This window comes from Vibrio sp. 10N.222.55.C7 (assembly GCF_041473335.1).
In the GTDB taxonomy this organism is placed as follows: Bacteria; Pseudomonadota; Gammaproteobacteria; order Enterobacterales; family Vibrionaceae; genus Vibrio; species Vibrio crassostreae_C.
In genome coordinates, this window is record NZ_JBFRSC010000034.1 from 19817 (window position 1) to 45225 (window position 25409).

Genomic DNA, 25409 nt, shown 5'->3' on the forward strand with positions numbered 1-25409 from the left:
ACCTCACTAGTCTATTGTTTTAACAGAAACTTTCTCTGGCTGCCCTAATTCACTTGGTAAGGTGTACTTGACGGTTGTTCCTGGCATTAAGTAAGCGCTTGTCTTTTTACTTAATACTTCCCAATCGACCGTTTTGTTTGCTTTGTCACCAGAGAAGCTGAACTCCATACCATTCATGTTCAGTACTCGTTTGCCATCGTTACGGATAGCAACCTGGCGATTTTGGAGTGTAGTAGTTGGAATTGATTTACTGGATGTGGGAGAGACAAAAACCAAAGTCGCAAACTCTAATAACATGGAAATAGAACTGTCGTCATCTTCCTCAATTTGATTTTCTAGTTCAATTTGCGAAAAGACGATACGGTAGGTGACGGTTTGTTTTATAGGTCCTGTTGGCATGTAACGTACGCGGAAAGTCTGAGATTTTTGCCCGTCAATTTTAGCTTGAGGTGGAAGGACGAGAAACTCATCTTCCGATGGTGTTAAAATTTCTTCGCCAGTAGAAAAATCAGTTTGATAGACATTTACTTCTAAGAGGATTGGTTCTTCTTCCACATTAGTCACTTTATACAAGCCTTGTGCATTTCGACCAACATCATCAAGTTCTAGATAGATTGGGCTGACTTCGTACGCGAAAAGGGCTGAGCTGAACAATAAAGAAAATAGAAGAGTTATAATCCTAGTCATTGATATTTCTCCATAAAATAAACTTGGCTCGAGAACCGAGCCAAGTTTCTTGCCTAAAAGACATTATCCATAAAGCGTCATTCGGTTATTAGCTTGCTGGACCTGCTGCAGCAAGACTCACTTTGATTTTACCTTTATATTTACCTGCTCGTGCAAAGCCTGAATCTTCAGGTTGTACATAAATTGGATGCTTGTTGATTTTGTTCACCAAGTGTTCGCCCAATGATGGAATTGGCGACGCCGTTACCTCCATGCCATGGTCGTTTTCGGTGTTCGCCACCGTATCTGAACCAATTTTCACTGCGTAGTTAATTTTTTCACTCATATTGTGCTTGGTTACGCCGTTTAGCTGGTAAGCTGTTACTGAAAACTCCAAATCAGTTCCGTAGTTACACCATGCACGCAAGTTACCTACCAAAACTTCCTTATTGTTGAAGCCATTGGACCATGAATCCTCGTGCACTTTGTTCGCTTTGCGTAGAACGTTATTCTTCACATCTTTCTTACCTATTCGCAGTAGACAGCGTTTTGGAACTCGGCCTTCAATTCGAATCGTTTTTTGGTCCGTGTTACTCAGTGTCGTAAAGTCCACAGCATTATTAAATTGAACCGCAGAAGCGCCAAAAGAAAGTGAAGCGGCTGCTACAGCAGTAGCAAGAAGTAACTTTTTCATAACTCAATCCCTCGTTAGTTAAGATGCATATCTGTGCATCGCCTCTAAAGACTACGAGGGAACGGTTAGTCAAACCTCATCACATGGAGTGAAAAATATCGTTTGCATAGGGTGAGTTTAGAATGAGTTTTGTCATAATTCATTTTTCTTTTGATTTAACCTTGTTGCTACCTAGTTAGCGCTTTTTACTTGAGCAAGAAGTTCATATCTCGATCGTAAGTTTAATTTACGAAGTAAGTTTGATGAGTGAGTTTTCACTGTATTGATACTGACGTGCTGCTGAGATGCAATCTGAGAGTTTGAAAGCCCCTTTAGCATCAATGTGCAGGTATCCCTTTCCTTTTTAGTTAACTCTTTGTAATTGATTATATTTTCGCAAGCTGATTCATAATTAGGCTCATTGCTTTGATAGGAAGAAACCAGCTTATTTAACACTGACCTTGGGAACCATATATCTTCTTGATAAACAGATAAAATTGCTTTCGATATAAACTCAAAGTGCTGACCGACTTGCCCTGAAAAGCCTTTCTCTAGCCATACTGTAGAGGTATTGTCATTCACATTGACTGCTAACCAAAATTCGTTTCGTTCATGTAGGATAAATCCGTATCTTTTGGGGCATGGCATTGTTTGAATATCAAATAAAACAACCGTTTCAGGTTCGAGTTTCGGTACTTGCACAAAGCATTGGGAATGAGTGATTTGCGCGCTAGGAATAGATACCGAAAGTAGGTCTTTTATCACCCTATAGTATGAATTATTGCGGGTAAGGACATGAATGTCTAACGCGAGTTCAGAATCAACTTCCATGATTGACCTCTCTATTTACTCATACACAAAATCTTTATTAATCGCTAGGTTAATGGGGAGTTATCCCACTGTCTCTGGTTCAATAATATTAGTATTGATTGAGCATTATTCAATGGAATGGATGTGCTATTTGTTTTAATTATTGATTTTCAAAGGAAAATAATAAAATTGAATGGAATGCGCACCAATGGGTTCATACTTTAGTACCGTAAATGGTGCGTTTGTTAAAGGTAGGGACTAGCTAGTTTTTAGTTGGATGTAGATTTGCTCTACCTTGGTACGTGCCCAATCTGTTTTACGCAAAAACTTTAAGCTCGATTTAATGCTTGGGTCTTTTTTAAAGCAGTTGATATTAACCATGTAACTCAACTCTTCCCAACCGTAATGTTCAACCAATTCAGTTAGCAGCTTTTGAAGCGTGATACCGTGAAGTGGGTTATTTGCTTGTGTCATGAGATTTACCCGTCATTTATTTGCTCTCAGTATATCAGCTTAGCCATCAGAGTTTCCCGACCATTTCAATGAGAAGTCGGTATCGACGATATTGAGCATTTCCCTTCCTTTGTTACCAAACTCACAGACCTGCGTTTCTATCCATTTGGAGAAGCGTTGAATCTTATCGCGATGAAAGTATCCCGGTGGCGCACATAAGAAATAGTTGTATTTTGGTCTTAGCGCTGTATGACCAATTCTAACTAGCTTCCCTTCTTGCAGGTATCGATACACCAAGCTGTGTTTGACTAAAGCGACTCCTTGAACAGAGAGTGCCCCTTCTAGTACAAAGTGAGAGCCATCAAACTGCAACGTGGTGTGACCGCCTTCAACGCCTACTTCATTAAGCCATATTGACCAATCCATGTCTGGCCATCGGTCTTCAATTAGCTCGGCTTTGTGCAGGTCCTCGACACTGTATATTCCATACTTCTCCTGATAGAGCGGATGACAAACAGGATATAACACTTCATCCATTAGCCAGCGCGACTCTAGATTTGGGTAGTTACCGTGCCCATAGCGTATACAGATATCGATACTCGAATCCTCAAAGGTGATCAGCTTATTGGTCGGTTCAATCAACATAGAAAGATCTGGGTGTCTCTCTCTGAAATCCCCAATCCTTGGCACCAACCAATGCTGGGCAAAAGATGGAACGGTCGAGATCGACAGCTGAGTGGGATTAGGGTCCTGGTTTATTTGTCTGACCCCATCTTGAATATGGGCAAAGCCTTTCTTCGCTTGTAGGTACAGTACTTCGCCTTCATGAGTTAATACTATTTTTCGGTGTTGGCGAAGAAACAGATCTGCGCCTAACCACTCTTCAAGTTGGCGAATTTGTTGGCTGACTGCTGCGGCTGTGACAAATAGCTTTTCTGCTGCCAGCTTAAAACTGCCTGTTTCAGCTGCCGTATAAAAATAGTAGATCCCTTGGAATGGTGGGGTACGCTCTCTCACATTAGTTTTCCTTAACTGAATGCCAGTATCTATCGTTTGTCGACGTTGCTCTGCTGGTTGATTATTGACCACAACAAAGCAAAAGATCAACAGGAGAAAGGCTATGAATACGATCACAGCAACAGCAAATACCAACCATTCATTTTTGTCATCATTATCAATTAAGAAATTCTATTCTAAATTAAGCCTGTACTTTCAAAATCGTAGAACCAGAAAGCAACTGTCTGAGCTACCCGATTATTTACTTAGAGATATCGGGATTACGTCGGAACAAGTCAAGAAAGAACTGAAGAAGTCATTTTGGGAGTGATTCAAGGCAACGTAGCTTTTAACTCGACGTTGCTTTAACTCAACATAGTTTTGTCGGTGTCGGCAGGTTTACGTTACCGTTCTATGTTGAGTTAAGTTTATAGTTTATATAAAGAAGTGGGAGATGAGATTTAACTCTCCAATAGCTCGTTTACTTCTTCGTGCAACCAATTGGTGAACGCGGTAATACGCTCTTCTCTCGGGGAGTTAGGATCAAAGCATAGGTTGACTTGAACCCCAGGTGTCATGCCTATATCAAAGGGCTTCACTAGTAAGCCGCGTTCGATGAAGTCACCAGCTAAGCTGTCTGTTGCCAAGCAAACCCCATGTCCCGCCATGACCGTGGTTAGCCCCATATCAAAGGTACCGACTTCCATCCACTGAATGGTGCTGCTTTGAGTCGATATGTTTGCTTGCCTAAACCATTCATCCCACGGGAAACAACCGCTATCAAACTGAATCAGCCAACATTTGAGGAGTTGTTCAGGTGATGTGAAGTTCAAAGAGTTTGCGAGTTTAGGGGAACAAAAAGGGTAAACCGGTTCGTTGATTAGCATCTCTAGAGTCAAGCCTTCTTCAACGCATAGATCTTCACCTTGTCGAATAGCCACATCAATTTCGCCATGTTTTAAATTTGGTGTATCACACCCTGTTAGTATCTTAATTGGGATCTCTGGGTGCTTTACCGAGAACTTCCACAGCCTAGGCAGTAACCAACGAGAAGCAAAAGAGGGGGGACTTCTAACAACAAGTAGCCCTTGAATAGGTTCTGATTGGATCTTGTTTAACCCCAGCAGAATATCTTGAAATCCATCAGAGACATGTCTAAAAAGTGTGTGCCCTTCATGCGTCAAAGTCATTGCACGCCCCTTACGAATAAAGAGCTTACATCCAACCTGTTCTTCTAACTGTCGAATCTTCTGGCTGACGGCTGCTTGAGTGACGAACAGCTCTTCAGCAGCTTTGCTGTAGTTGCTCAAGCGAGCCGCAACTTCAAAGTAACGGAGACCTGAAAGGTGACGCAGTCTATTGTCCATAATCTCAGCTTATAGTTCTTGTTAATAATGGTTGTTCGATTATCGAACAGGTTGTTTTCATAATAGCGATAAATACAAAGGGAATACAAGAGAGAGAACATGAAAGCAATAACCTGTTGGGTCGGAATATTTGTTACTCAGGTACTTAAAATCAATGATAATACTAAGGTGAGGAAGGGGGCTAAATCTAGACAAGTTGTTTGCTCTAAATCGTTAAGTCATCGAATGAAAAAGGATGTCGGTTTAGATTGCGAGAGTAGTGATGCTGCGGATTATACTAAGTACTTATAATGTGAGCTTACAAAAAAGGAGCCATAATGGCTCCCTCTCGATTTTAATTATTCTTCCCAAACCACCAATTTATCTTTCGGCCAGTTATGACCAACTTCATGGTATTTCTGCTCAAGGATATGTCGCTTGATTTTGAGAGTCGGGGTTAACACGCCATTCTCAATGCTCCATGGTTCCTTAATCATCAATACACCTTTGATCTTCTCGTGTGAACCAAGCTGCTCGTTCATTTTCTCGATAACGCGCTTTGTCGTTTTCTCATAGCGAGCTCGATCGAAATTAGGGAAGTCATGCGGTACCACAAGTAGGATTGGACCAGGTAGGCCAAGACCTATCAAACACATCATTTCTACGCGGCTGTACTCAAACAGTTTGTTTTCGATTGGTACAGGGGCAACAAACTTACCTTTAGCGGTTTTAAAGGTATCTTTCTTACGCCCACGAATCGTTAGGTAACCTTCACTATCGATATCACCGATATCACCGGTATGAAGCCAACCATCCGAGTTAAAAGACTCTTGGGTTGCAATATCATTCTTGTAGTAACCAGAGAATAAGCCTTTGCCTCGAACTAGAATCTCTTCATCTTCAGCTATTTTGAGTTCGATCCCTGGACCTGCATTACCAACCGTACCAATTTTATCGGCTCTGAATGGGTAGTTGAGCGTGCTGTAGGCGAAAGACTCTGTCATGCCCCATGCCTCGGTAATGTGCAGGCCAACACTCTCATACCATGCGAGTAGAGCGGGTGATACAGGTGCAGAACCACATCCAAGAACGCGAGCTTGGTCTAACCCTAAGCCATCAGCAAGTTTCTTCTTAATGATGTTGTTGATAAACGGAATCTTCAGTAAGAAGTTCAGTTTCTTCTGTGGCAATTTGTCTTGGATTCGCTGCTGGAACAGAGTCCATAAGCGAGGAACTGAAATAAACAGCGTAGGGCGATGCATTTTCACATCATCAATAAAGGTGTCTAAAGATTCAGGGAAAGCCGTAACCACGCCCCCCATTACTGAAGAACCAAAGATGTAAACGCGTTCTGTAATATGAGCAAGCGGTAGGTAAGAAAACAGGCGATCGCCAGGTTGGATCCCAATATGGTCAATCAACCTTTGAACAGACCAAGTAAACGCGCCGTAGGTGAGCATTGCGCCTTTTGGTAACCCTGATGTACCCGATGTATAAACAAGTGACATCAGCTTATCGTCGTGATGCTGAGGGCGTTTGGTTGATGGTTCATGTGTCTCAATGAGCTGCTCGAAAGTGTGTTGGCACTTCGCTGCGCTGTCGTATGGCAGTGAAATACTCACCAAGCTCGGGTTGTCATCAAGTACTTTTTGAGTGGCTTTAGGATCGTCAAGCTTACCCGCAATCACAATTTTACATTCACTGTGTTCAATACAGTACTGAATGGTATCTGCACCTGCTGTTGGAAAGATTGGGACGCTGACAAAATCTCCTAACATCATGGCAAGATCGCAGATGAACCACTCTGCACAGTTTTTCGATACGAGAGCGACTCGATCGCCAGGTTGGGCTCCGAGTCCTTCTAATGCTGACGCCAGTTTCAGTGCTTTGTCGGCTACTTCTTTATAAGTAAATTCGACAAATTGACGGTTAATAATCTGTTTCAAATAGACTTCATCTGGGCGATCTTCTGCCCATTTTAAAATCATGTCATTGGGTGTAGGGAGAGCTGTTGCTTGTTCTTGGCTAAACTCGTTAGGCTGAATCATTGTCTAACTCCATGTTTTTCGCTAAGTTATTTTTGGTTATTTTTGTTAAAATCATGTTAAATGTACCATGATTTTTTCTTTTAGGGAGTAAAATTAGCGTTTTCTGTTATCTGTGCAGGCACGTCTGTAGCTTGCAGGGGTTACGCCCGTCCTTTTCTTAAAAATTCTTGAAAAATACGACACATCCTTGTAGCCACATTGATAAGAAATTACAGCTATTTTTGATTCGGTATCCGCCTCAATCAACTTTTTGGCTAACAGTATTCGTTTATCGCACACAAAGTCTCTAAAGCTTACTCCAAAGTGTAGATGAAACTTTTTAGAAAAATAGGTTGCTGAACAGTGACATTTTTCAGCTATGTCCGTTTCTCTTATTTCCTTGTTAATGTTATCCATAACAAAATTAACAACTTCAGAAGTAAACTGCTTGGTCGGCTCCTGGTTGTTGCTATTCATGTCTCTATCGAGGTCGAAGTGTGCTTCAAAGATATGCTGTGTTTTACTCTTTAATTCTTCGAAGGCACTGGTCAGATGATTGTTACTCGTTTCTATAATGAAAAATATATTCTTATGATTTCGAATGATATTAGGTATCTCAAATGGAGAAATTAAAACTATCCGCTTGTTTAGGTTTTTACAAATAGATAATGCCATGGTAAGTAATTGAATTTCACTTTCTCTATTTAAAATGAAAAATACAATTCTTACATCTAAGTTACTGATAACTGATATATCTTGTTGAAAATTTTCCACAGGGAAGTAGCGACTAATTTTATTTATAATAATTGAATTAAACTCGCTATCTATATCTGATAGCAGTGGTGTTATTAATTTCATTTCTACTAAACCTGTATCATATATAAAGGGCCAGATGTGAAAATTTAGAAATAAGGGAGTTATTACAGAGATTAGAAGTACAACAAAAAAGTGCAAGTAAATGGCAAAAAAATCCTAACCGAATGTGTGACTCACCTCTAGATTTACTTTACAGGTAAACGAAGCCTGTTATGAAAATCAAGGAGAGGTTGTCATGGGTAAGTTTTTGAATAATTGCAAAGAATTCATGAAAGATGAAGAAGGGTTGACTGTAATCGAGTATGTAATCGGTGCAGCATTATTGGTTTTAGGCTTAACAACTGTATTTTCTGGCCTAGGTAATACTCTGGCAAATAAATTAAACGCTATTGTTGCTAACGTTGGTAACACTACGAGTGGTGGTACGAGTGGTGGTTGATACGATCATGGATAAGAAAAGAGCAAGACAGCAAAAAGGGCTTACTACGGTCGAATACGTGATTGGTGCTGCTTCACTTGTTCTTGCTGTTGGATTTATTTTTTCTGGAATGGCAACAGCCTTACTTAGTAAGTTCCAGAGTATTATATCGAGTGTATAAATAGAAAATATGATTAATGAGCCTTCTGCTTTTTGGGCGCTGCTAATTGCAGTTTCGGTATACGATGTTGAGAAGCATCGTATACCTAATAAAATATTGATACTTCTTTTGTTTGTTTATTTTTTGTCAATGTTTGATAGCAATTATACGTTGGGCTTTTTCTTGTCTTCATTAGCAGGGTTTGCAGTACTTTTTGGGTTTGGTTTGCTTTTGTATTTTATGAGAGCAATGTCTGCAGGTGATGTGAAGTTATTGGGCGTTGTTGGAATGTATCTTGGGTGGGGACAAATACTTGATGCATCGTACTTTATCTTACTTGCTTCTGGGATGATCGGATCCTTTTATTTACTGTATAACTACGCTAACTCAAGTAGTGTCAGCATTAAAGGTTATTTCCAAAATAAACTTATTTTATTGAGTGGTGTTTCACCAGTCAAAGATGAGCGTACTAATTTTCATAATCGATACTTAAATAAAGTGACAATGCCTTTTGCCCCCTCTGTTGTCATAGGATTAGCGATGTATAGCTATTTTAATTAAAGCTGTTGTTGGTAAGCTTTGTGGAGAGGAATAATATAATGGATATTATAGGGCATACGGCTTCAACAACATTAAAACCGCAAATATCAGCTCCTGTTGTCCCAACATCACTTGATACGTTGGGAATTCCTGAAGTCGTGATTGAAAATCTCGTACTTAAGCATTTGTCTGCATACCCTAAATCGGACGTTTTAGAACTTTCCAACCATATATGTGTTGTGACTCATATTGTGGAAAGTGCTTTGGCGGTATTGAGGAAAAAATCTCTAATTGAGGTTTTTCAACCTACCTCAGATCTTTCTCTCTCATCTGCATCACATAGTCATGTTCGTTATTCTCTCTCAGAGAAAGGGCTAGAAGAAGCCGATTTAGCTTTCAAGCGTGATGCTTATTTAGGTCCAGCCCCAGTTTCTCTTGAGCAATATAGTGAGGTGGTCAAGCAGCAAGACCTTAGGGCTGAGCTCGTGACTCGTCCACATGTCGAGGCGGCGTTAAGTGATGTCTATGGCATAGATAAAATGATTTCCGTCCTAGGGCCGGCAATAAACTCAGGGCGAGCCCTTTTGTTATATGGGCATGCTGGTACTGGTAAAACCTTTGTTGCTAGCCGTATTGTCAACGCTTTGCACACTTCGGTGTTTATTCCTTATGCCGTCTATGCGCTTGGCAATATCATCAAGGTTTTCTCTGCACAACACCATAAACCTTTAGATAGAAACGGCAGTACCAAAGCTATCTCGCTAAAAGATCAATACGATAAGCGCTGGCTTAACTGTGAGAGACCGAATATCCAGGTCGGTGGTGAGCTCACCATGGATATGCTTGAGGTGAATCACTCAGAAAACAGTCGAGTCTGGTTAGCCCCGGTACAGATGATGGCAAACAATGGAATTTTCGTGATAGACGATCTTGGCCGTCAACCTATGCCTGTAGACACATTGCTGAATCGATGGATAGTGCCGATGGAGTACGCTTTTGATTATCTATCGCTGCCCAACGGTCAGCAAATTACGATGCCGTTTGTTTTAACTCTCGCCTTCTCTACCAACTTAAATCCAAAGAAGATCAGTGATCCCGCATTTTTGCGTCGTTTAGGTTACAAAATTGAATTTAAGCCTCTTATGCAGCGTGATTACGAAGCATTGTGGATGAATGTTGCCGCAGAGAAAGAGGTTGAACTTCAAGATGGTTTCTTTGAGCGTTTATCCCAAATGCACACTTTATACAAAGTGCCATTTTTCCCCTGCTTGCCGAAAGATCTGGTAGGTATAAGTAAAGATATTCTTTCGTTCGAGCAACTCCCGCCTGTTATCACATTCGATATTCTTTCCATGGCTTGGGAAGTTTATTTTACCTCTGATGGACATGAGGAATAACACATGAATAAGAGTCAAGTTTTCCTACTATTTTTACTGTCCGTAGTATTTGGTTTAGCTGCTGTTTTTTTCGCTAAACAATGGATGGAAAATCAAGTACAGCCAACAGTCGAAGTTGAAACTGTGGAGCGTCATCCAGTAGTTGTGGCCTCACAAGAGATTGAAGCTGGAACGATAATTGAAGAGCAGTTCCTAACCACGAAGTTAATGGAAGTTGATTGGATTAACGAGAATAACTACTCCGATGTTTCAGAACTCGTTGGCAAGGTGGTTGCGAATACCATTTATGCCGGAGAGGTGCTTCACAAGTTACGATTTACTGTACCAGGAGAAGGGTCAACGCTTGCAGCTCTTATCCCTGAAAATAAACGTGCGGTAACGATACGTGTTGATGATGTTATTGGTGTGGCAGGTTTCTTATTACCGGGTAACAAGGTTGATATTCTCAATACGGTTTCTTACGGAAAAAATTCTGCAGCTACTCAAACGGTTCTTAAAGATATTAAGGTTTTGGCTGTAGATCAAACGGCTAAAACGAATGAAAACAGTCCAATTATTGTACGAGCGGTAACTCTTGAGATGACGCCGAAAGAGGCCGAGAAACTTCTCACGGCTAAAAGCAAAGGCAGTATTCAGCTGACTTTGAGAAACCCACATGAAGTTGAGAAAAAAGTGGTTCGTCGATATGTGCCTAGACCAAGTGTCACCATTATCAAAGGTACAGAAACATCTAATGTGCGCGTCAAGGATTGAGGTGAAATATGAGAATATTAATTGCGTGTGTTTTGAGCCTAATTTGTATTTCGACGGCCAGTGTTGCGGCGTTACAAACGGGAAAAACAGTCACGGTTCCACATCATAAATCTACGCATGTCGTGCTGTCGGGAAAAGCGGCGAAGGTTTCTCTTGGTGATCCTGAAGTTTTAGATATTGTAATTTTAAAATCAAATGAAGTGTTTTTAATTGGTAAAAAATTAGGTGCGACAAACCTAATGGCTTGGGACTCTCGAGGTCGGTTGATTGAGTCTATTAACATTGAGGTTACTCATGATCTTAATAGTTTAAAGGCGAAGTTATATGAGTTCCTTCCTGATGAAACTATCGAAGTACATAGTGCGCAAAACCGTTTGTTGCTGAGCGGTCAGGTGAGCAACCAACAGCAGATGAATGTCGCGATGAGAATTGCAGAAACTTACTCCTCCGGGCAAACCGCAGATGAGTCAAAAGAGAGTGGTAGTGAGCAAGCTGCGGCGACTGGGGTCATCAACTTAATGTCGATTGGTGGTGCTCAGCAAGTCATGCTAGAGGTCACTGTCGCTGAAGTGCAAAGAAGCTTAGTTCGAAAATTCGATGCTAACTTCCATTTCTTCCAAACCAGTGGTTCTGATTTTTCATGGGGAGCGTCTTCTGTGCCTGCTGGTGTATTGGGTGCAACGCCGATTTTTGATATTCCCACCTCAACAGATTATGGGATTTTAGGTTCTTTTATCGATAGCAATACATTGTTTACCTTTGCTTTGGATGTTGCAAAGCAGAATGGTGTAGCCAAAGTTTTGGCTGAGCCGAATCTAACCGCGTTAAGTGGTTCAAAAGCTGAATTTTTAGCGGGCGGTGAGTTCCCAATCCCTGTGCCTGATGAAGACGGCATCACCATTGAATACAAAGAATATGGTGTAGGGCTGAAATTCATCCCAACGGTTCTTAGTGACAAGAAAATCAACCTGAACTTGGCTGTTGATGTGAGTGAAATTGCGAATAGTAGCTCGCTAACGATTGATCCTGGTACTACCAACGCGACTTACTTCATTCCACCTATTACGCGTCGTAGTGCATCTTCAACTCTTGAGTTAGCAGATGGCCAGACTATCGGTATTGCAGGTTTACTGAGTGAGAATGTGAGAGATATCAGCAACAAGATGCCAGGCTTTGGTGATGTGCCGATTTTAGGGCAGCTTTTCAACAGCCAAGAGTATGTATCTGGCGAAACCGAACTGGTTATTCTTGTGACTCCAAGGCTTGCCAAGCCAATCGACCGCACGAAAGTGACATTACCAACAGATGCTTTCGTCGACCCTAATGACTTGGAATATTATTTGTTAGGCCGAAGCGCTTACATTGCTGAACCGTCAGAGTCGGACTCCGAGCAATCTCAATCGACACAGACTGTATCGCCGACTGATGGTGGTAGCGAAGGCTCATTTGGTCATGATTTATAAGGAGATGGATATGATTAGAATAATGATGGTCTTTCTCGTGATGGTGTTAGTTGGCTGTGCGAACGATGCTCGTTTAGGGCACTCAGTAGCACTAGTGAAAACTGAGCAAACGTATAACCCTAATGCGACCCAAGAGAATTTACTCGAAGTACCTGATGGTACAGGGGAGCGGATGCAGGCTGGTTACGACCGATATGTTGGCAGAGGTGAAAATGATCTGTCCGGAAGCAGTAGTAGCCAGATCCTAGAAGAGTTTAACTAAATCTGGAGGTACTCACATGTTGTATCGAGTATCACAAAGTCCGAAAAAGCAGAAAGGATTAGTGGTGATTATGATTACTGCTGCCTTGTTGGTTTTTTTAGCCGTCTCAGCGTTAGCTGTAGATATCAACCATATGGTTGTGAACAAAACACGGTTACAAAATGCGGTAGATTCAGCTGCTTTAGCTGCCGCAACTATTTTGGATAATAGTAAGGATAAAGATGCAGTAGATGCCGAGGTTGGCACTGCATTAAATGCCATGGCTGGCTCGACGGGAAACCACGAGTTTGATTTTTCAACCGCTTCAATCAGTATCGATTACTCTAATGATCCTCAAGACTTTACGGGCACGGCTACTTTTGGCATCGACGATGATGTTTATGTGCGTGTTCGAGTAGATTCATTGGGTATGAGTGAATTCTTTATTCAATTATTTGGCCTTGATAAAGAGGTATCTGCTAGTGCTGTTGCGGGCCCCAGTTCAGGGCAAGAAGTTGTAAATAACGTTGTACCAATAGGTGTATGTATTGGTGATGGGACATCTGACAATGATATAGATCCTGAAGATGGCTTTCATGATGTAACTGGTGAAGAAATAACGAATGTTTTTGGCTATGAAGTCGGTACCGTTCATGCTTTGAAAGTTGGAGATAACAAACTATCTGAAATGGGTAATGGAAATTACCACCTATTGGACTTTGGCTCTGGTGGTAAAACGGTAAAAGAAGGTCTAGGGGGGGACTATAGTTATCCTGTTGCAATAGGTGACGATATAACCACCAAACCAGGAGGAACGGTTGGTCCTACCGGTGATGGCTTAAATACTCGATTTGGTGATTATGGTGGAGGATTATCGGCATCAGATTACCCCACTGATTATGTAACGACTGAGCCTACTAATGAGATTACGATCGATGCTAGTACGGGAGATATCGATTTTGACGGCAGTTATACCTATGCTCAATATGAATCAGCGACTAACACATGCATAGCTAATAATGGTTCTGGGTGTGCGGCTAATGGTGTTGCTTGGCGTCGTATATTACCTATACCTATGGTGGATTGTTCAGGTAAAAGTGGCGGTGCGACTGAATTTACGGTGAACAAAATTGGTTGTTTCTTCTTGCTACAAAAAGCGCCGACCAATAACTCAGGAACGCCTGCAGTTTTTGGTGAATTTATACACTCTTGTAGCGTAGCTAGCGGATCTGGCAGTACTAACTCGACTACGGAAGGGACATACAAAATCGTATTGTATAAGGACCCAGATAGTGGGGAGTCGTAACCATGAAACTATTCAATAAATTACAGGGTGGTTTTGCAGCCATTGAGGTGGTTATAGCGACCCCGGTATTACTGTTCTTTCTGATATTGGTGCTGGAATTTGGCAATATTTTAGTCCATTACAATGTGATATCTAAATCTGTGCAAAACGGTGCTCGTTACGCAGTTAGTGAAGTCTATGGAACGATCGGTGGAACTATTGCGCCGACTTCCGAAATTCAAAATGTGGTGGTTTACGGACAGAATAGTGTAGGGACTGCGGTGTTATCTTCATTGACGACTGCAGATGTTACCGTTACGCCACCGTCAGGAGATAGTTATGTACGGGTAAGTGTTACCTATGATTATGTTCCACATTTCTTGTCTATTCCCTTTTCCTCGGAGAGTTTTTCGATTCCGTTAAGCGTCACTTCGGTTATGAGGGTGCTGTGATGAGAAAGTCAAAAAGGTGTATTGAAGGGCTTGCTATCATAGAGTTCACATTAGTGTCATGGCTGATTTTTCTCTTGATTTTTATAATCTTGGCATTGGGTGCCTATATGTTTTCGTTGCAGATGGTAAGTGAAGCCACGAGGAAAGCAGCAAGGTTAGCAACGGTTTGCTATGTAGCAGATAGAGATAATATTGCCGCAATGGTTGTGGGAGATATTCCTCTTGTAGGATTTACCGCTGCCAATTTAGAAGTTGCTTATTTAGATATTGATGGGAATGAAATTACGTCAGGTTACGACACTGATCCAGTATTTAGTACCATTAAATTTGTAAGGGCGAGTGCAACTGGATATGGCGTTCAGTTAATCGGAGATTTGAGTTTTTTTGGTACTAGTGGGTATCTTACAGCTCCTTCGTTCGAAACTATTTTGCCAGCTGAGAGTTTAGGAGTTGTTAGAGCTGATTCCGAAACAAGGAATAGATGTCCATGAGTTATTTTATACAGGAGTTGTAGCATGGGGGAAGCAATTAAAATAACGCCAAATGAGAGTGATATTGTGCGTTTGAAAACAAACCTTAAGGTCTGGTTAATATACAGCTCAGAAGGTTTTCTTTCACATATGAGTCTTGAATTAAAGAAATGTCGAAATGTACATGTTACATCATTTTCTCTCGCAGCAATGAGCGAGGAATACCTAAAAAATGCTGATGTTCCAGAGCTTATCTTTGTAGAAGCAAGTGGAAGTTGGGCACAAAAAATGGTGGAGTTACAGGGGTATGATTTATCGCTCGAGGATAAGGATTTATCTTTAGTTGTACTCGGGGACGAAAGTGATAACGGGTCATTAAAAATTGCGCTTCGCTTAGGAGCCTCAGATTTCTTATCTCATAATGTCACTATTTCAGACTTACTCCCTTTGCTTAAGAAAACGGCTTCCGAAAAGCTTGAAAACTCCAGTTATGGAGAATTTATCTTGTTTTTGAACACCAAGGGAGGGATGGGAGCAACCACTTTAGCGTTAAATACCGCTATTGAGATGGCTAATCAACACCCAAATGAAGTTCTCTTACTCGATATTGATCTCCAATTTGGAGTAATTCCTGATTACTTAAATATTATTCCCACCTACAGCGTTTCTGATGCAATAAATAGCGCGAATGACCTAGATGAAATCTCCTTAGGTACTTTGGTCAATAAACATGAATCTGGTCTTCATGTTCTAAGCTTTAAACATGAAAACAATGCTGATGATTTCGAGCAGGCACAAAAAATAGGCAGACTGCTGCCTATATTGCGCCGTTTTTACCCTTATGTGGTGATCGACCTATCTAGAGGGTTAGATCATGTATTTGCATCTGCTATATCACCTGCAACGAAAGTGCTTCTGGTTTTACAGCAGAGTTTAGTGTCAGTAAAAAACACAAGTAGATTAATTAAGTCTCTGAAGTTTGAGTACGGCTTACAAAGCGACGCAATAGAGGTAATCCTTAACCGTTACGAAAAACGACATTCTATAAAGTTAAAAGACATTGAGCAGGCGGTGGGCAATCACGACATCCACCTGATGCCTAATGATTTTAAAGTGGCACTAGAGAGTGCCAATTTGGGGCAACCGTTAGTTCAGTCGAGAAAGAAAAGCTCAATTACTCGTTCTATCATCGATTTGTCTCACGTTCTTTCACCACCAGAGCAAGAAGAAAAAGGCTGGTTGAAAAAGTGGTTTTCATAACGGGTAGATGAATAGTGAACACGAGGGATTGTGATGTTCTTTAAACGAAAAAATGTAAATCCAGAGTTTGAAAAAAGAGTAGAACAGATTTCGCATGACTCAGAAGATACCAACCCTGTTGAGCGTTTATCCAGTGTTGATACGTCTAGTCAATCTCGCAGTTCTGAAGCGAATGTAGAAAAGGAAAAGGCGATTGATGAAGCTCGAAAAGTGTTAGAGCAAGAGTTATCAATCAAACACTTTTTTCATAAGCAACTGCTTGAGACCCTAGATTTAGGATTACTCTCAAGTTTGGAAAAAGAGCGGGCTAAGGTTGACTTGCATGAAGCCATTTTACAGTTGATGGCTGACGATGGTAGTCATGCACTCAGCGCAGAAGGTCGTAAGCGGGTCATCAAACAGATAGAAGATGAAGTTTTTGGTCTGGGGCCGTTGGAGCCCTTATTAGCTGATCAAACTGTGTCGGATATATTGGTCAACGGCCCTAAAAGTGTTTACGTTGAGCGCCGAGGTAAATTAGAAAAAACACCGTATACGTTTTTAGATGATCGTCACTTAAGAAACATTATTGATCGTATTGTCAGTCAGGTTGGTCGCCGGATTGATGAAGCATCACCTATGGTAGATGCCCGCTTAGTTGATGGTTCTCGTGTTAATGCGATTATCCCGCCTCTCGCACTCGATGGCCCTTCTGTTTCTATCCGCCGTTTTGCTGTGGATCGCTTAACGATGGATAACCTTATTGACTACAATTCAGTTTCACCCCAAATGGCTAAGTTTGTTGAAGCTGCAGTAAAAGGCGAGCTCAATATATTGATTTCAGGAGGGACGGGGTCAGGGAAAACAACCACACTGAATATCTTTTCTGGTTTCATTCCGCGAGACCAGAGAATTATTACCATAGAAGACTCGGCCGAATTACAACTGCAACAACCACATGTTATTCGTCTCGAAACCCGCCCTGCTAACCTAGAAGGGAAGGGAGAAATCAGCCAGCGCGAATTGGTTAAAAATACCTTGCGTATGCGACCAGATCGAATCGTGGTTGGGGAGGTGCGTGGTAGCGAAGCCGTTGACATGCTAGCAGCGATGAATACCGGTCATGATGGTTCACTGGCTACCATTCACGCGAATACCCCCCGTGATGCCTTGAGTCGGGTCGAGAATATGTTCTCGATGGCAGGGTGGAACATATCAACCAAAAACTTACGAGCTCAAATTGCTTCGGCTATCCACCTTGTTGTTCAAATGGAACGCCAAGAAGATGGTAAGCGTCGTATGGTGAGTATCCAAGAGATCAACGGCATGGAAGGTGAGGTGATTACGATGTCGGAAATATTCCGTTTTCAGCGTAAAGGTATTGATGAAGACGGCAATATTATCGGTTATTTCACAGCAACGGGGGTTGTGCCTCAATACCATGACCAGTTAGTCAAACGTGGACTCGACCTGCCTTTCGAGCTCTTTAGTGAGACCAAAGTCTAAGGATATATTATGGACAATGTAAGCGTTTCATTAGGTCTATTATTCATTGCGGTGCTTTTTATTTCTCAAGCTTTGTTGCTCCCTGCTGCAGGGAAAAAAGCGAAGCACAAAGAGTTGTCTCGACGTTTGAAGGAGGCGCAACGTAATATCGATGAAGAGAGTCTATCTTTATTAAAAGAACATTATAACAAAGAATTATCTCCTATAGACCGTAAGTTAATAGTTATTCCATACTTTGCTGGATTAAAAAAAATGTTGGAATTAGCTGGTTTTAAATTAGCATTGAGCCGGTTTTTACTTATTGTTTCTCTTTGTGGTGTCTTGCTCACATTGATATCAATAATGACCAATCAAGAATGGTTTATTAGTTTAGCAGCATTCATTTCTGTTTGGGTTATATCTTATCTGTATGTACAAAATCGAGTGGCTTATAGAATGGCTCGATTCGAAGAGCAACTTCCAGAGGCTTTAGATATTATCCGACGAGCACTGCAAGCAGGGCAACCGCTTGTTCAATCATTTAATGAAGTTGGTGAAGAACTTCCTGAACCTATCGGTGCTGAGTTTAAAAATACCTACAACTTACTTAATTACGGTTATGACTTACGTTTAGCTATTTTACAGATGGCAGAGCGAGTTCCCACCGTATCAATGTTGGCTTTTTCTAGTGCAGTAATGCTACAAAAAGAAACTGGGGGGAATCTATCAGAGAACCTGCAAAAGGTATCTGAAGTACTAAGAGCCCGCTTTAAGTTAGAAAGGAAAGTAAAAACGCTCTCTGCTGAAAGCCGTCTGTCAGCATGGATCTTAACCTTATCCCCTTTTGGTTTATTTTTTGCCTTAAAGGTAGCCAGTCCTGAATATATCGAGCCACTTTACAAAGATCCTCGCGGTCTATCGATGGTCAGTGTCGGTATTGTTCTCTTGGCGATCGGAGCCTTGTGGATTAAAAAGATCATCAGTATAGAGATTTAACTTATGGAATTATTAAATATTGAAGTCTGGAAGCAGATGTTAGCAGAGTTTGGGATCAGCTCTCAGGCTGTTATCTATGCGATGATTTTGCTCACTACTATCTTATTAACATTGACTATTGGGTTCTTGTTTTTAGGTGCTAGATCTCCTTTAGATAAGAAGCTAAGACAAATATCTGAAGAGGGGAGTACTGGTGGTCGAAAACCTTATGATTTTTCAAATACGTTAGAATCATTAAGCCCCTTTATAAGTAAAGGTAATAAAAAGGACAATGAAACTTACTCAGAAAAGCTGATGCATGCTGGGTTCCATGAGAAGAGCTCGTTATCAGTTTTCTACGCGTTGAAGGTTTTATCTAGTTTAATAGGCATCGTCGCTGCTTTTATGGTCTATTACATATCGTGGGGTGGAGATTACAATAATTTACTCATCATGACTTGTGTTTTTCTCGGAACATTTACGCCAAATATTATTCTGAACAAGTTACAAAAAGAGCGTCAGAAAAAAATAAGAAATGGTGTCCCTGATGCGCTTGATCTTCTTGTTGTGTGTACCGAGTCTGGGCTTGGTTTTAATGCAGCCCTTGGACGTGTCGCATCTGAGATCTATGTCTCTCAGCCGGAACTTGCGGATGAACTAGAGACTGTGTTTGCTAAAATCCAAGCGGGTGTCACTATGCCTGATGCGCTTAGACAGCTTATCGAGCGAACCGGTTTAGTCGAATTGGAAGGGTTGGTTTCTTTGCTTTCTCATGCATCGAGAATGGGCGGTAGCTTAGCGCAAACGCTTCGTGATTATACTGAAGACTTTAGAGATAAACGTCAGCAAGCCGCTGAAGAAATTGCGGCGAAAATACCGACCAAAATGTTATTTCCTATGCTGATTTTTATTTGGCCTTGTTTTTTCATTGTTGCACTTGGCCCAGGACTACTTATCGTAATGGACGCATTGAGTGCGCCGGGAGCAAGTTTATGATGTTATACAATAAGTTCCTTCTACTTTTCCTACCAATACTACTACTCGGTTGTGCATCATCTGATGAGCCAACGAATCAATTTGATGCAGAACTGTATTCCGGTAAACCGATAGATACGTTAACGAATGATGACCCTCCTTTGAGTGAGAAAGAAGCGATCATGCGTGGTGATGTAGCATTAAGGGACAACAACATCGATCTAGCCTTGTATGAATACATCCGCTCTCTGTCTTTTCCTGAGCAAGAGTTTCACGACAAAACGCTGTTTACTATAGGTAAAATCCATTCATCTCGTGGCAACTCGGCGCTTGCCGAGAAAGCGTATTTGGCGGCCTTAGATTTCAATCCAGCACATACCGAGGTACTGGAGGAATTAGGCGTTTTGTATACGAAGCAGCGACGAACGGATGAAGGTCGAAGTTATTTCTTTAAAGCGATTAATGCCGACCAAGTTCGTTTGAAAAGCAGTGAAACGATTAAAAACCACCAAGCGTTAAGCCAAAGTGAAGTCGCTAGCTTGAAGGTTGACAGTATGTCTCCTGCATCAGCATATATGGGAATTGGTGTGTTGGAAGATGTCGACGGAAAGCATCAGATAGCTCAAGAGTACTTCAAAAAGTCACTGCAGATAGACAAAAACTCATTCAAAGCTCTGTTGAATATGGGCTACTCCCATTACATGTACGGCAATTACAAGGAAGCGTATCAGTATACGCGTTCAGCTCTAGAGTTAGAGCCAAATAGTGAGAAGGCCCAAAACAATCTAGCCCTCATTTATCTGGCTTCCGGTGATGTTAAGAAAGCCACTAATATGTTTATGCGACATATGGATACGCCTGAAGCGTTGAATAATGTAGGGTATTTCCTAATATTACAAGGTAAGCCGGATGAAGCCGTTCCTTACCTTCAGCAAGCAATAGACAAGAAACCATCGTATTACAGAGTTGCGAACGAAAACTTAAACAGAGCATTAGCGGAAGTGAGAGAGATGGAGCAATAGTCGTTTAAATTTTGGCTCAGTGAAAAGGATATTCATGTCGCCTAAAAGTGAGAGTTTTAATAAAGATATCATTGTTATCTCTGTCATCTGGCTAGTTTGTGCCACAGTGATCTTTATTTACAAGTGGGAGAGTGTTTCAGCTCTTAACCTGAATGACAATGACGACTATATGCGTTTCGTTCAATTTCAGGATTGGATGGCAACTGGACATTGGTACCTAGAGCCAATGAATAATTTTAATGCCGCTGACGGCATTATTATTCATTGGTCTCGCTTTCCTGATTTAATCTTATCGCTCGTAGCTTTTCCATTGTTGTTTATCGTCGATGATAATCTTGCTTATACAATATCAATTTCTCTTGTCCCTCTGCTTTACTTGCTACTTTTTTCTCTGTCATGCTTTTACCTAGCTGACCACCTCTTCGGTGCCAAGTATCGCTTTATTAGTATGATGTTTGCGATTTCTTCGCCGTCAATTATCCATTTTTTACCCGGTTCTATTGATCATCATAATATTCAGCTGGTCTTCGCGGTCCTATTTCTAGCTTTAACGCCATTGAATCATGAGCAGTTGCGCCATGCGTGGCGTGTGTATGCGCAATCTATCTTGCTGTCTCTATCTTTATGGACGGGGCTTGATAATGTTTTGCTATTCATGTTTTTTTTCGCGATTTATACCGTGTATTACGGTCTTGTTCGCCATGAGTGGTTTGGCTATATCTCTAAGTTGTATGCGAGTTCCGCTCTGTTTGGGATTTGTGCGGTTTTATTAAATCGGCCTTACGATGAGTTTTTCGTTTTTAAGTACGACGAAATATCATTTGTTCTCATCATCCTTTTCTTCTGTGGCTGGCTTTTCGTTAATGTTTATCATCGGTTTATGAATGAAGATAACAGTCTACTGCAAAAGGTTTTTCTGTTCGTATTTCTAGCTGTTCTATTTTTAATCCCAGTGGCAGTGCTTTATCCATCACTCAGCAGTGCGTTGTTAATTGATTACCCTCCAATACTTAAAGTCTATTGGTTAGACCAAGTGACGGAAGCGAAATCGGTCGTTAGATATGTCGCAAGTCATGGTTTTTTCTCGATAGAGAATTACGCTTTGCTCGTGATTCCTGCCACTTTGTATCCACTTTTTAAGCGTAAAAATCACCACTGCGCAATTTTGTATCTCATCTTTATGTTCAATTTAGCCCTTGCGATCTTTTGGCAGATTAGAGTCATGAGGTTGTGTTTTGTGCTAGCGGCTCCCCTCCAAGCATACGTGATTCTTCAGTTAGCAGATTACATCCGTTCCTCCATCATAAAAGCAGCGGTTATTACTTCTGGAGCACCACTAGCGGTCGCCTTTGTCATTCTCGCGTTGTCGCCAACCGAAGAAATTACAACTACTCTTGATCAAAAGGAGCAATCTCTGAAGATTCATAAGGTGTTAAAAGATAACGATATAAATTCGCACACCATACTTTCAGGGATTGAAACGGGGGCTCCAGTGTTGGCAAAAACGGATAATCGAATTATTGCTGCTCCTTACCATCGAAATATTGTTGGGAACCAATTTCTTATTGAAGTGATGCTAGAGGAAGATCTGAGCTTAGCCGAACGGAAAATCATAGAGAAAAGCATCGATATCATTGTTATTGGCAATGATCCGCATTTGTTGATTTTAAAGGACTCGGCTAGCGAGGAGGCATTGATCAATAAGCTGTACAGCTCAGATACGCCAACTTGGTTAGATGTTGTGTACGACAATATTGAAAATGGGTACCGAGTGTTTCGAGTCAGGGAGAGCTCATGAAGAATCAAACCATAGCGGTGTTACTCCCGTGCTATAACGAAGCCGGAGCGGTTGGAAAAACGGTGGCTGACTTTCAACGTGCACTACCAAGTGCGACGGTTTATGTGTACGACAATAACTCTACTGATGGCACGGTCGAAGAGGCGCTGCAAGCTGGTGCTGTTGTTCGCCATGAGTATCGTCAGGGCAAAGGTGAAGTTGTGCGACGGATGTTCTCAGATATTGATGCTGATATTTATATTATGGCTGATGGTGATGATACCTACGACGCCTCCATTTGCCCTACACTGATTGAACAACTGGTTACTGAACAGCTCGATATGATCATTGGCAGTCGAGAGCGCTCTTCCGAGGCTTATCCTGCAGGACATATTTTGGGTAATAAGATGTTTTCGACTCTGATAAATAAAGGGTTCAATGCTCAATTGAATGACGTTTTCTCTGGCTATCGAGTGATGAGTCGCCGGTTTGTAAAAACGGTCCCTATTTTCAGTGACGGCTTTCAAATTGAGACGGAACTAACCGTGCATGCATTGCACCACAATATGTCGATCAAAGAAGTACCCACTCATTATCACTCAAGGCCTGAAGGCACGGCGAGTAAGCTGAATACATTGAGTGATGGGATCAAAATCCTCAACTTTATTTTGTTCCTGCTACGAGACGTAAAGCCGATGTTTTTTTTCGGTGCTTTGTCAGTGTTGCTTTGCTTTATCTCATTGGGATTAGGGGTTCCCGTTATTATCGATTTTATTGATACCGGGCTCGTTGAAAGAGTCCCAACAGCTATTCTGTCTAGTTCAATTGCACTTATCGCGGTGATGTCTTTCTTTTGCGGCTTGATACTCGACAACGTGTCACGAGGTAGAAGAGAGATGAGAATCCTCTCAATATTAAGAAGTCACGATCACAAGCCATCTCAATAGGATTCAGGAATGAGAATAAACAAGGATGAAGACAAGGAGTGGCTCGATTATTTGTCCCGTTTCAGTGATGAATATGACGAGCGAGTCTACGAAAGCAGTACAACAGGCTATGTGATGAGGGCGGGTCATATAGCGTGTGAGAAGCCTTTCAGTAACAGAGAGCATTTCTCGAAGGTGCTAGAAGTGGGTTCAGGAACGGGTGAACACTTGAGACATGTTCAGCATAGTTTTGACGAGTATACGGTCAGTGATGGCGATTCTGCCGCACTTGAAGTGGCAAAAAGGCAACTCAGTAACACCAGTACTTATGACAAGCTCGTTTTTAATGTAACGAATGCACGAGCGTTAGACTTTGAAAGCAACTGCTTTGATCGTGTTATTGCGACACATATATTGGAACACCTTTATGAGCCTCATCTTGTGATTAAAGAATGGCTTAGGGTATTAAAGCCGGGCGGCACTTTGTCCATTTTGATTCCTACAGACCCAGGTATTGCATGGAAGGTTGGTCGTTATATGACGACAAGAAAACTTGGAGTGAAAAAGGGGTGGAACTACGATTACATTATGGCGAGAGAACATGTTAATCCCTGCAATAATTTGATCGCCTTTTTAAAGTACTATCTCCCTGATAATAAACACTCTTTTTGGCCGTTAAGCCCAATCCCGCTAATTGATTGCAATTTGTTTTTTAACTTCCATGGAATCAAGCCTGCTAGTTAAAGGTTCGACGGCTCCTATCGTTCAGTCGTAAGCAAGAAGTTAGGTATTCACTAACTTCTTGCTTCGGTTAGATCTTTAGTTAACAAAGCCAGTAAGAGCGCCGAATAGCATAAACATGCCGACAAGCCCTACGATTGGCATCTTGACCGTTTTCAGTAGCCACACACCTATGATGATCAGAGCGAAGTCTATGCCACTGCTCACTGCGCTTGTGAAGATAGGTTGATACAGGGCTGCAAGTAGTAGACCTACAACTGCCGCATTCACACCAGTAAGAGCGCCAGCAACCAGAGGTTTGCTCGCAATTGCTTGCCAGTTTTTCAGTACACCTAGTAGTAATAAGAAGCCTGGTAAGAACACGGCAATCGTTGCGAGTAGTGCGCCTGTGATTGGTGCCGATGGCATCAATACATAACCTAAGTAAGTCGCAAGTGTAAACATAGGCCCTGGTACTGCCTGTGCTGCTGCATAACCTGTTAGGAAGGCATCTTGAGACAGTTGGTCACCAATACCATTTTGTAGCAACGGAAGTACCACGTGGCCGCCACCGAATACTAAGCTACCTGCTTGGTAGAACAAGCCAAATACTTCAATGCCTTGAGAGTAAGCACTGAATAGAGGCAGACCAACCAGTAAAGCAACGAAAATCACGAGTGGTGTTAACGATATCTTGTGCGTCGAAGGTACTGTTTTTAATTCGTGTGAGGTTAAGAACTTACTGCCAACCATAGCAGCAAACAATAGAACTAATACCTGAGGCCAGATCCCAGGAATTAAAAGCAGAACAATCGCGGTGATCACACACAGTGCTGTTGCTATCTTTGATTGGCAAAAGTTTTTGTACATGCCGAAAGTGGCGTCAGCCACAACCACGACCGCGAGTAGCTTAAGTCCGTGGATGATAGAAATGAAAAGCGGTGCTTCCAACAACTGATTGCTCACTAAGGCCAATATCAACATTAGGATGACAGAAGGGGAGGTGAAGCCTACAAATGCGGCAATCGCACCGGTTAAGCCACCTTTTTTGTAACCAACCGCGAAGCCAACCTGACTTGAGCCTGGACCCGGCAGAAATTGACTGAGGGCGACAATTTGCCCGTACTCTTCGTCGGATAACCAATTCAGTTTCTCAACAAAGGTTTTACGGAAGTAGCCAATGTGTGCCGCTGGTCCACCGAAGCTAATCCAGCCAAGCCAGAAAAAGGTTTTAAAAATTGAAAGCATGATCGATTCCAGATAAATGTTTAGCGTAATTTAGGTGGAGTTGAACTATGATTCAAATTAATTGTTTTAATTATAA

Annotated in this window: 28 protein-coding genes; 19 read left to right on the plus strand and 9 right to left on the minus strand. The window is 41.6% G+C overall.

Annotated features, from left to right (window positions below):
* Nucleotides 1-6: 6 nt before the first annotated feature.
* From AB4482_RS12505 to AB4482_RS12525, 5 genes are all read right to left on the minus strand, one after another.
* Nucleotides 7-687, minus strand: coding sequence for a molecular chaperone (locus AB4482_RS12505; protein ID WP_102319913.1), 681 nt, complete (start codon nucleotides 685-687; stop codon nucleotides 7-9).
* An 88-nt stretch (nucleotides 688-775) separates the two neighbouring features.
* Nucleotides 776-1360: a hypothetical protein gene (locus tag AB4482_RS12510; RefSeq protein WP_372054894.1), complete on the minus strand. Its 585-nt coding sequence runs from the start codon at nucleotides 1358-1360 to the stop codon at nucleotides 776-778.
* Between the two features lie 171 nt (nucleotides 1361-1531).
* The gene (locus AB4482_RS12515) at nucleotides 1532-2170 is read right to left on the minus strand and encodes a response regulator transcription factor (protein WP_102319915.1); all 639 of its coding nucleotides are present in this window, start codon (nucleotides 2168-2170) and stop codon (nucleotides 1532-1534) included.
* Between the two features lie 237 nt (nucleotides 2171-2407).
* A complete protein-coding gene (locus AB4482_RS12520) occupies nucleotides 2408-2623 on the minus strand; it encodes a VF530 family DNA-binding protein (RefSeq protein ID WP_372054898.1) in 216 nt (71 codons plus the stop codon).
* A 39-nt stretch (nucleotides 2624-2662) separates the two neighbouring features.
* The gene (locus AB4482_RS12525) at nucleotides 2663-3619 is read right to left on the minus strand and encodes a LysR substrate-binding domain-containing protein (protein ID WP_372181041.1); all 957 of its coding nucleotides are present in this window, start codon (nucleotides 3617-3619) and stop codon (nucleotides 2663-2665) included.
* Between the two features lie 103 nt (nucleotides 3620-3722).
* Here AB4482_RS12525 and AB4482_RS12530 point away from each other — a divergent pair, with 103 nt between their 5' ends.
* The gene (locus AB4482_RS12530) at nucleotides 3723-3929 is read left to right on the plus strand and encodes a DUF1127 domain-containing protein (protein WP_372181042.1); all 207 of its coding nucleotides are present in this window, start codon (nucleotides 3723-3725) and stop codon (nucleotides 3927-3929) included.
* A gap of 130 nt (nucleotides 3930-4059) precedes the next feature.
* Here the strand turns inward: AB4482_RS12530 and AB4482_RS12535 are convergent, their stop codons facing one another.
* The 3 genes from AB4482_RS12535 to AB4482_RS12545 all read right to left on the minus strand — a co-directional run bounded on the left by AB4482_RS12535 (nucleotide 4060) and on the right by AB4482_RS12545 (nucleotide 7829).
* A complete protein-coding gene (locus AB4482_RS12535; protein ID WP_372130960.1) occupies nucleotides 4060-4965 on the minus strand; it encodes a LysR substrate-binding domain-containing protein in 906 nt (301 codons plus the stop codon).
* Between the two features lie 338 nt (nucleotides 4966-5303).
* Nucleotides 5304-6992 carry an AMP-binding protein gene (locus AB4482_RS12540; protein WP_102319917.1) on the minus strand — a complete coding sequence of 563 codons (1689 nt, stop codon included), beginning with the start codon at nucleotides 6990-6992 and terminating at the stop codon, nucleotides 5304-5306.
* A gap of 93 nt (nucleotides 6993-7085) precedes the next feature.
* Nucleotides 7086-7829, minus strand: coding sequence for an AraC family transcriptional regulator (locus tag AB4482_RS12545; protein ID WP_171732469.1), 744 nt, complete (start codon nucleotides 7827-7829; stop codon nucleotides 7086-7088).
* 193 nt (nucleotides 7830-8022) lie between these two features.
* Between AB4482_RS12545 and AB4482_RS12550 the strand changes: the two genes are divergently transcribed.
* From AB4482_RS12550 to AB4482_RS12635, 18 genes are read left to right on the plus strand one after another with little or no spacing between them, the layout of a single operon-like run.
* On the plus strand, nucleotides 8023-8226 hold the full coding sequence (locus AB4482_RS12550) for a Flp family type IVb pilin (RefSeq protein WP_372130962.1): 204 nt from the start codon (nucleotides 8023-8025) through the stop codon (nucleotides 8224-8226).
* 7 nt (nucleotides 8227-8233) lie between these two features.
* On the plus strand, nucleotides 8234-8386 hold the full coding sequence (locus AB4482_RS12555) for a hypothetical protein (RefSeq protein ID WP_198594302.1): 153 nt from the start codon (nucleotides 8234-8236) through the stop codon (nucleotides 8384-8386).
* 9 nt (nucleotides 8387-8395) lie between these two features.
* Nucleotides 8396-8926 carry a prepilin peptidase gene (locus tag AB4482_RS12560; RefSeq protein WP_061032534.1) on the plus strand — a complete coding sequence of 177 codons (531 nt, stop codon included), beginning with the start codon at nucleotides 8396-8398 and terminating at the stop codon, nucleotides 8924-8926.
* Between the two features lie 38 nt (nucleotides 8927-8964).
* Complete coding sequence (locus AB4482_RS12565) at nucleotides 8965-10302, plus strand: hypothetical protein (protein WP_061032535.1); 1338 nt, start codon at nucleotides 8965-8967, stop codon at nucleotides 10300-10302.
* A gap of 3 nt (nucleotides 10303-10305) precedes the next feature.
* Nucleotides 10306-11055 (plus strand): Flp pilus assembly protein CpaB, encoded by a 750-nt coding sequence (gene cpaB / locus AB4482_RS12570; RefSeq protein WP_372130964.1) that lies wholly within the window; start codon nucleotides 10306-10308, stop codon nucleotides 11053-11055.
* Between the two features lie 8 nt (nucleotides 11056-11063).
* Entirely contained in the window at nucleotides 11064-12518 is a 1455-nt protein-coding gene (locus AB4482_RS12575) for a type II and III secretion system protein family protein (RefSeq protein ID WP_372130966.1), read from the plus strand.
* On the plus strand, nucleotides 12508-12780 hold the full coding sequence (locus tag AB4482_RS12580; RefSeq protein ID WP_372130968.1) for a hypothetical protein: 273 nt from the start codon (nucleotides 12508-12510) through the stop codon (nucleotides 12778-12780). Before AB4482_RS12575 ends, AB4482_RS12580 begins: the two co-directional genes overlap by 11 nt.
* 16 nt (nucleotides 12781-12796) lie before the next feature.
* On the plus strand, nucleotides 12797-14065 hold the full coding sequence (locus AB4482_RS12585) for a Tad domain-containing protein (protein ID WP_268671974.1): 1269 nt from the start codon (nucleotides 12797-12799) through the stop codon (nucleotides 14063-14065).
* A 2-nt stretch (nucleotides 14066-14067) separates the two neighbouring features.
* Nucleotides 14068-14496 carry a TadE/TadG family type IV pilus assembly protein gene (locus tag AB4482_RS12590; protein WP_050652461.1) on the plus strand — a complete coding sequence of 143 codons (429 nt, stop codon included), beginning with the start codon at nucleotides 14068-14070 and terminating at the stop codon, nucleotides 14494-14496.
* On the plus strand, nucleotides 14496-14987 hold the full coding sequence (locus AB4482_RS12595) for a TadE/TadG family type IV pilus assembly protein (protein WP_102319923.1): 492 nt from the start codon (nucleotides 14496-14498) through the stop codon (nucleotides 14985-14987). The genes AB4482_RS12590 and AB4482_RS12595 overlap by 1 nt, the downstream gene beginning before the upstream one ends.
* 24 nt (nucleotides 14988-15011) lie before the next feature.
* Complete coding sequence (locus AB4482_RS12600) at nucleotides 15012-16226, plus strand: AAA family ATPase (protein WP_102319924.1); 1215 nt, start codon at nucleotides 15012-15014, stop codon at nucleotides 16224-16226.
* A 33-nt stretch (nucleotides 16227-16259) separates the two neighbouring features.
* A complete protein-coding gene (locus tag AB4482_RS12605) occupies nucleotides 16260-17711 on the plus strand; it encodes a CpaF family protein (protein WP_372130970.1) in 1452 nt (483 codons plus the stop codon).
* Nucleotides 17712-17720: 9 nt separating this feature from the next.
* On the plus strand, nucleotides 17721-18686 hold the full coding sequence (locus tag AB4482_RS12610; protein ID WP_102319926.1) for a type II secretion system F family protein: 966 nt from the start codon (nucleotides 17721-17723) through the stop codon (nucleotides 18684-18686).
* 3 nt (nucleotides 18687-18689) lie between these two features.
* Entirely contained in the window at nucleotides 18690-19661 is a 972-nt protein-coding gene (locus tag AB4482_RS12615; RefSeq protein ID WP_372130972.1) for a type II secretion system F family protein, read from the plus strand.
* Nucleotides 19658-20662, plus strand: coding sequence for a lipopolysaccharide assembly protein LapB (locus AB4482_RS12620; RefSeq protein ID WP_102319928.1), 1005 nt, complete (start codon nucleotides 19658-19660; stop codon nucleotides 20660-20662). Before AB4482_RS12615 ends, AB4482_RS12620 begins: the two co-directional genes overlap by 4 nt.
* A gap of 34 nt (nucleotides 20663-20696) precedes the next feature.
* Nucleotides 20697-22460 carry a hypothetical protein gene (locus AB4482_RS12625; RefSeq protein ID WP_372130974.1) on the plus strand — a complete coding sequence of 588 codons (1764 nt, stop codon included), beginning with the start codon at nucleotides 20697-20699 and terminating at the stop codon, nucleotides 22458-22460.
* Nucleotides 22457-23386, plus strand: a complete 930-nt coding sequence (locus AB4482_RS12630) for a glycosyltransferase family 2 protein (RefSeq protein ID WP_372112682.1) — start codon at nucleotides 22457-22459, stop codon at nucleotides 23384-23386. Before AB4482_RS12625 ends, AB4482_RS12630 begins: the two co-directional genes overlap by 4 nt.
* 9 nt (nucleotides 23387-23395) lie before the next feature.
* Nucleotides 23396-24109: a class I SAM-dependent methyltransferase gene (locus tag AB4482_RS12635; RefSeq protein ID WP_017065822.1), complete on the plus strand. Its 714-nt coding sequence runs from the start codon at nucleotides 23396-23398 to the stop codon at nucleotides 24107-24109.
* 75 nt (nucleotides 24110-24184) lie between these two features.
* Here AB4482_RS12635 and chrA read toward each other — a convergent pair whose 3' ends face one another.
* On the minus strand, nucleotides 24185-25333 hold the full coding sequence (chrA, locus tag AB4482_RS12640; protein WP_372130976.1) for a chromate efflux transporter: 1149 nt from the start codon (nucleotides 25331-25333) through the stop codon (nucleotides 24185-24187).
* Nucleotides 25334-25409 lie beyond the last annotated feature (76 nt).

Excerpts from the sequence above, each read along its gene's own strand:
- AB4482_RS12505 (WP_102319913.1), bottom strand. The coding sequence starts at position 687 with ATGACTAGGATTATAACTCTTCTATTTTCTTTATTGTTCAGCTCAGCC.
- AB4482_RS12510 (WP_372054894.1), bottom strand. The coding sequence starts at position 1,360 with ATGAAAAAGTTACTTCTTGCTACTGCTGTAGCAGCCGCTTCACTTTCT.
- AB4482_RS12515 (WP_102319915.1), bottom strand. The coding sequence starts at position 2,170 with ATGGAAGTTGATTCTGAACTCGCGTTAGACATTCATGTCCTTACCCGC.
- AB4482_RS12520 (WP_372054898.1), bottom strand. The coding sequence starts at position 2,623 with ATGACACAAGCAAATAACCCACTTCACGGTATCACGCTTCAAAAGCTG.
- AB4482_RS12530 (WP_372181042.1), top strand. The coding sequence starts at position 3,723 with ATGAATACGATCACAGCAACAGCAAATACCAACCATTCATTTTTGTCA.
- AB4482_RS12535 (WP_372130960.1), bottom strand. The coding sequence starts at position 4,965 with ATGGACAATAGACTGCGTCACCTTTCAGGTCTCCGTTACTTTGAAGTT.
- AB4482_RS12540 (WP_102319917.1), bottom strand. The coding sequence starts at position 6,992 with ATGATTCAGCCTAACGAGTTTAGCCAAGAACAAGCAACAGCTCTCCCT.
- AB4482_RS12545 (WP_171732469.1), bottom strand. The coding sequence starts at position 7,829 with ATGAAATTAATAACACCACTGCTATCAGATATAGATAGCGAGTTTAAT.
- AB4482_RS12550 (WP_372130962.1), top strand. The coding sequence starts at position 8,023 with ATGGGTAAGTTTTTGAATAATTGCAAAGAATTCATGAAAGATGAAGAA.
- AB4482_RS12555 (WP_198594302.1), top strand. The coding sequence starts at position 8,234 with ATGGATAAGAAAAGAGCAAGACAGCAAAAAGGGCTTACTACGGTCGAA.
- AB4482_RS12560 (WP_061032534.1), top strand. The coding sequence starts at position 8,396 with ATGATTAATGAGCCTTCTGCTTTTTGGGCGCTGCTAATTGCAGTTTCG.
- AB4482_RS12565 (WP_061032535.1), top strand. The coding sequence starts at position 8,965 with ATGGATATTATAGGGCATACGGCTTCAACAACATTAAAACCGCAAATA.
- cpaB (WP_372130964.1), top strand. The coding sequence starts at position 10,306 with ATGAATAAGAGTCAAGTTTTCCTACTATTTTTACTGTCCGTAGTATTT.
- AB4482_RS12575 (WP_372130966.1), top strand. The coding sequence starts at position 11,064 with ATGAGAATATTAATTGCGTGTGTTTTGAGCCTAATTTGTATTTCGACG.
- AB4482_RS12580 (WP_372130968.1), top strand. The coding sequence starts at position 12,508 with ATGATTTATAAGGAGATGGATATGATTAGAATAATGATGGTCTTTCTC.
- AB4482_RS12585 (WP_268671974.1), top strand. The coding sequence starts at position 12,797 with ATGTTGTATCGAGTATCACAAAGTCCGAAAAAGCAGAAAGGATTAGTG.
- AB4482_RS12590 (WP_050652461.1), top strand. The coding sequence starts at position 14,068 with ATGAAACTATTCAATAAATTACAGGGTGGTTTTGCAGCCATTGAGGTG.
- AB4482_RS12595 (WP_102319923.1), top strand. The coding sequence starts at position 14,496 with ATGAGAAAGTCAAAAAGGTGTATTGAAGGGCTTGCTATCATAGAGTTC.
- AB4482_RS12600 (WP_102319924.1), top strand. The coding sequence starts at position 15,012 with ATGGGGGAAGCAATTAAAATAACGCCAAATGAGAGTGATATTGTGCGT.
- AB4482_RS12605 (WP_372130970.1), top strand. The coding sequence starts at position 16,260 with ATGTTCTTTAAACGAAAAAATGTAAATCCAGAGTTTGAAAAAAGAGTA.
- AB4482_RS12610 (WP_102319926.1), top strand. The coding sequence starts at position 17,721 with ATGGACAATGTAAGCGTTTCATTAGGTCTATTATTCATTGCGGTGCTT.
- AB4482_RS12615 (WP_372130972.1), top strand. The coding sequence starts at position 18,690 with ATGGAATTATTAAATATTGAAGTCTGGAAGCAGATGTTAGCAGAGTTT.
- AB4482_RS12620 (WP_102319928.1), top strand. The coding sequence starts at position 19,658 with ATGATGTTATACAATAAGTTCCTTCTACTTTTCCTACCAATACTACTA.
- AB4482_RS12625 (WP_372130974.1), top strand. The coding sequence starts at position 20,697 with ATGTCGCCTAAAAGTGAGAGTTTTAATAAAGATATCATTGTTATCTCT.
- AB4482_RS12630 (WP_372112682.1), top strand. The coding sequence starts at position 22,457 with ATGAAGAATCAAACCATAGCGGTGTTACTCCCGTGCTATAACGAAGCC.
- AB4482_RS12635 (WP_017065822.1), top strand. The coding sequence starts at position 23,396 with ATGAGAATAAACAAGGATGAAGACAAGGAGTGGCTCGATTATTTGTCC.
- chrA (WP_372130976.1), bottom strand. The coding sequence starts at position 25,333 with ATGCTTTCAATTTTTAAAACCTTTTTCTGGCTTGGCTGGATTAGCTTC.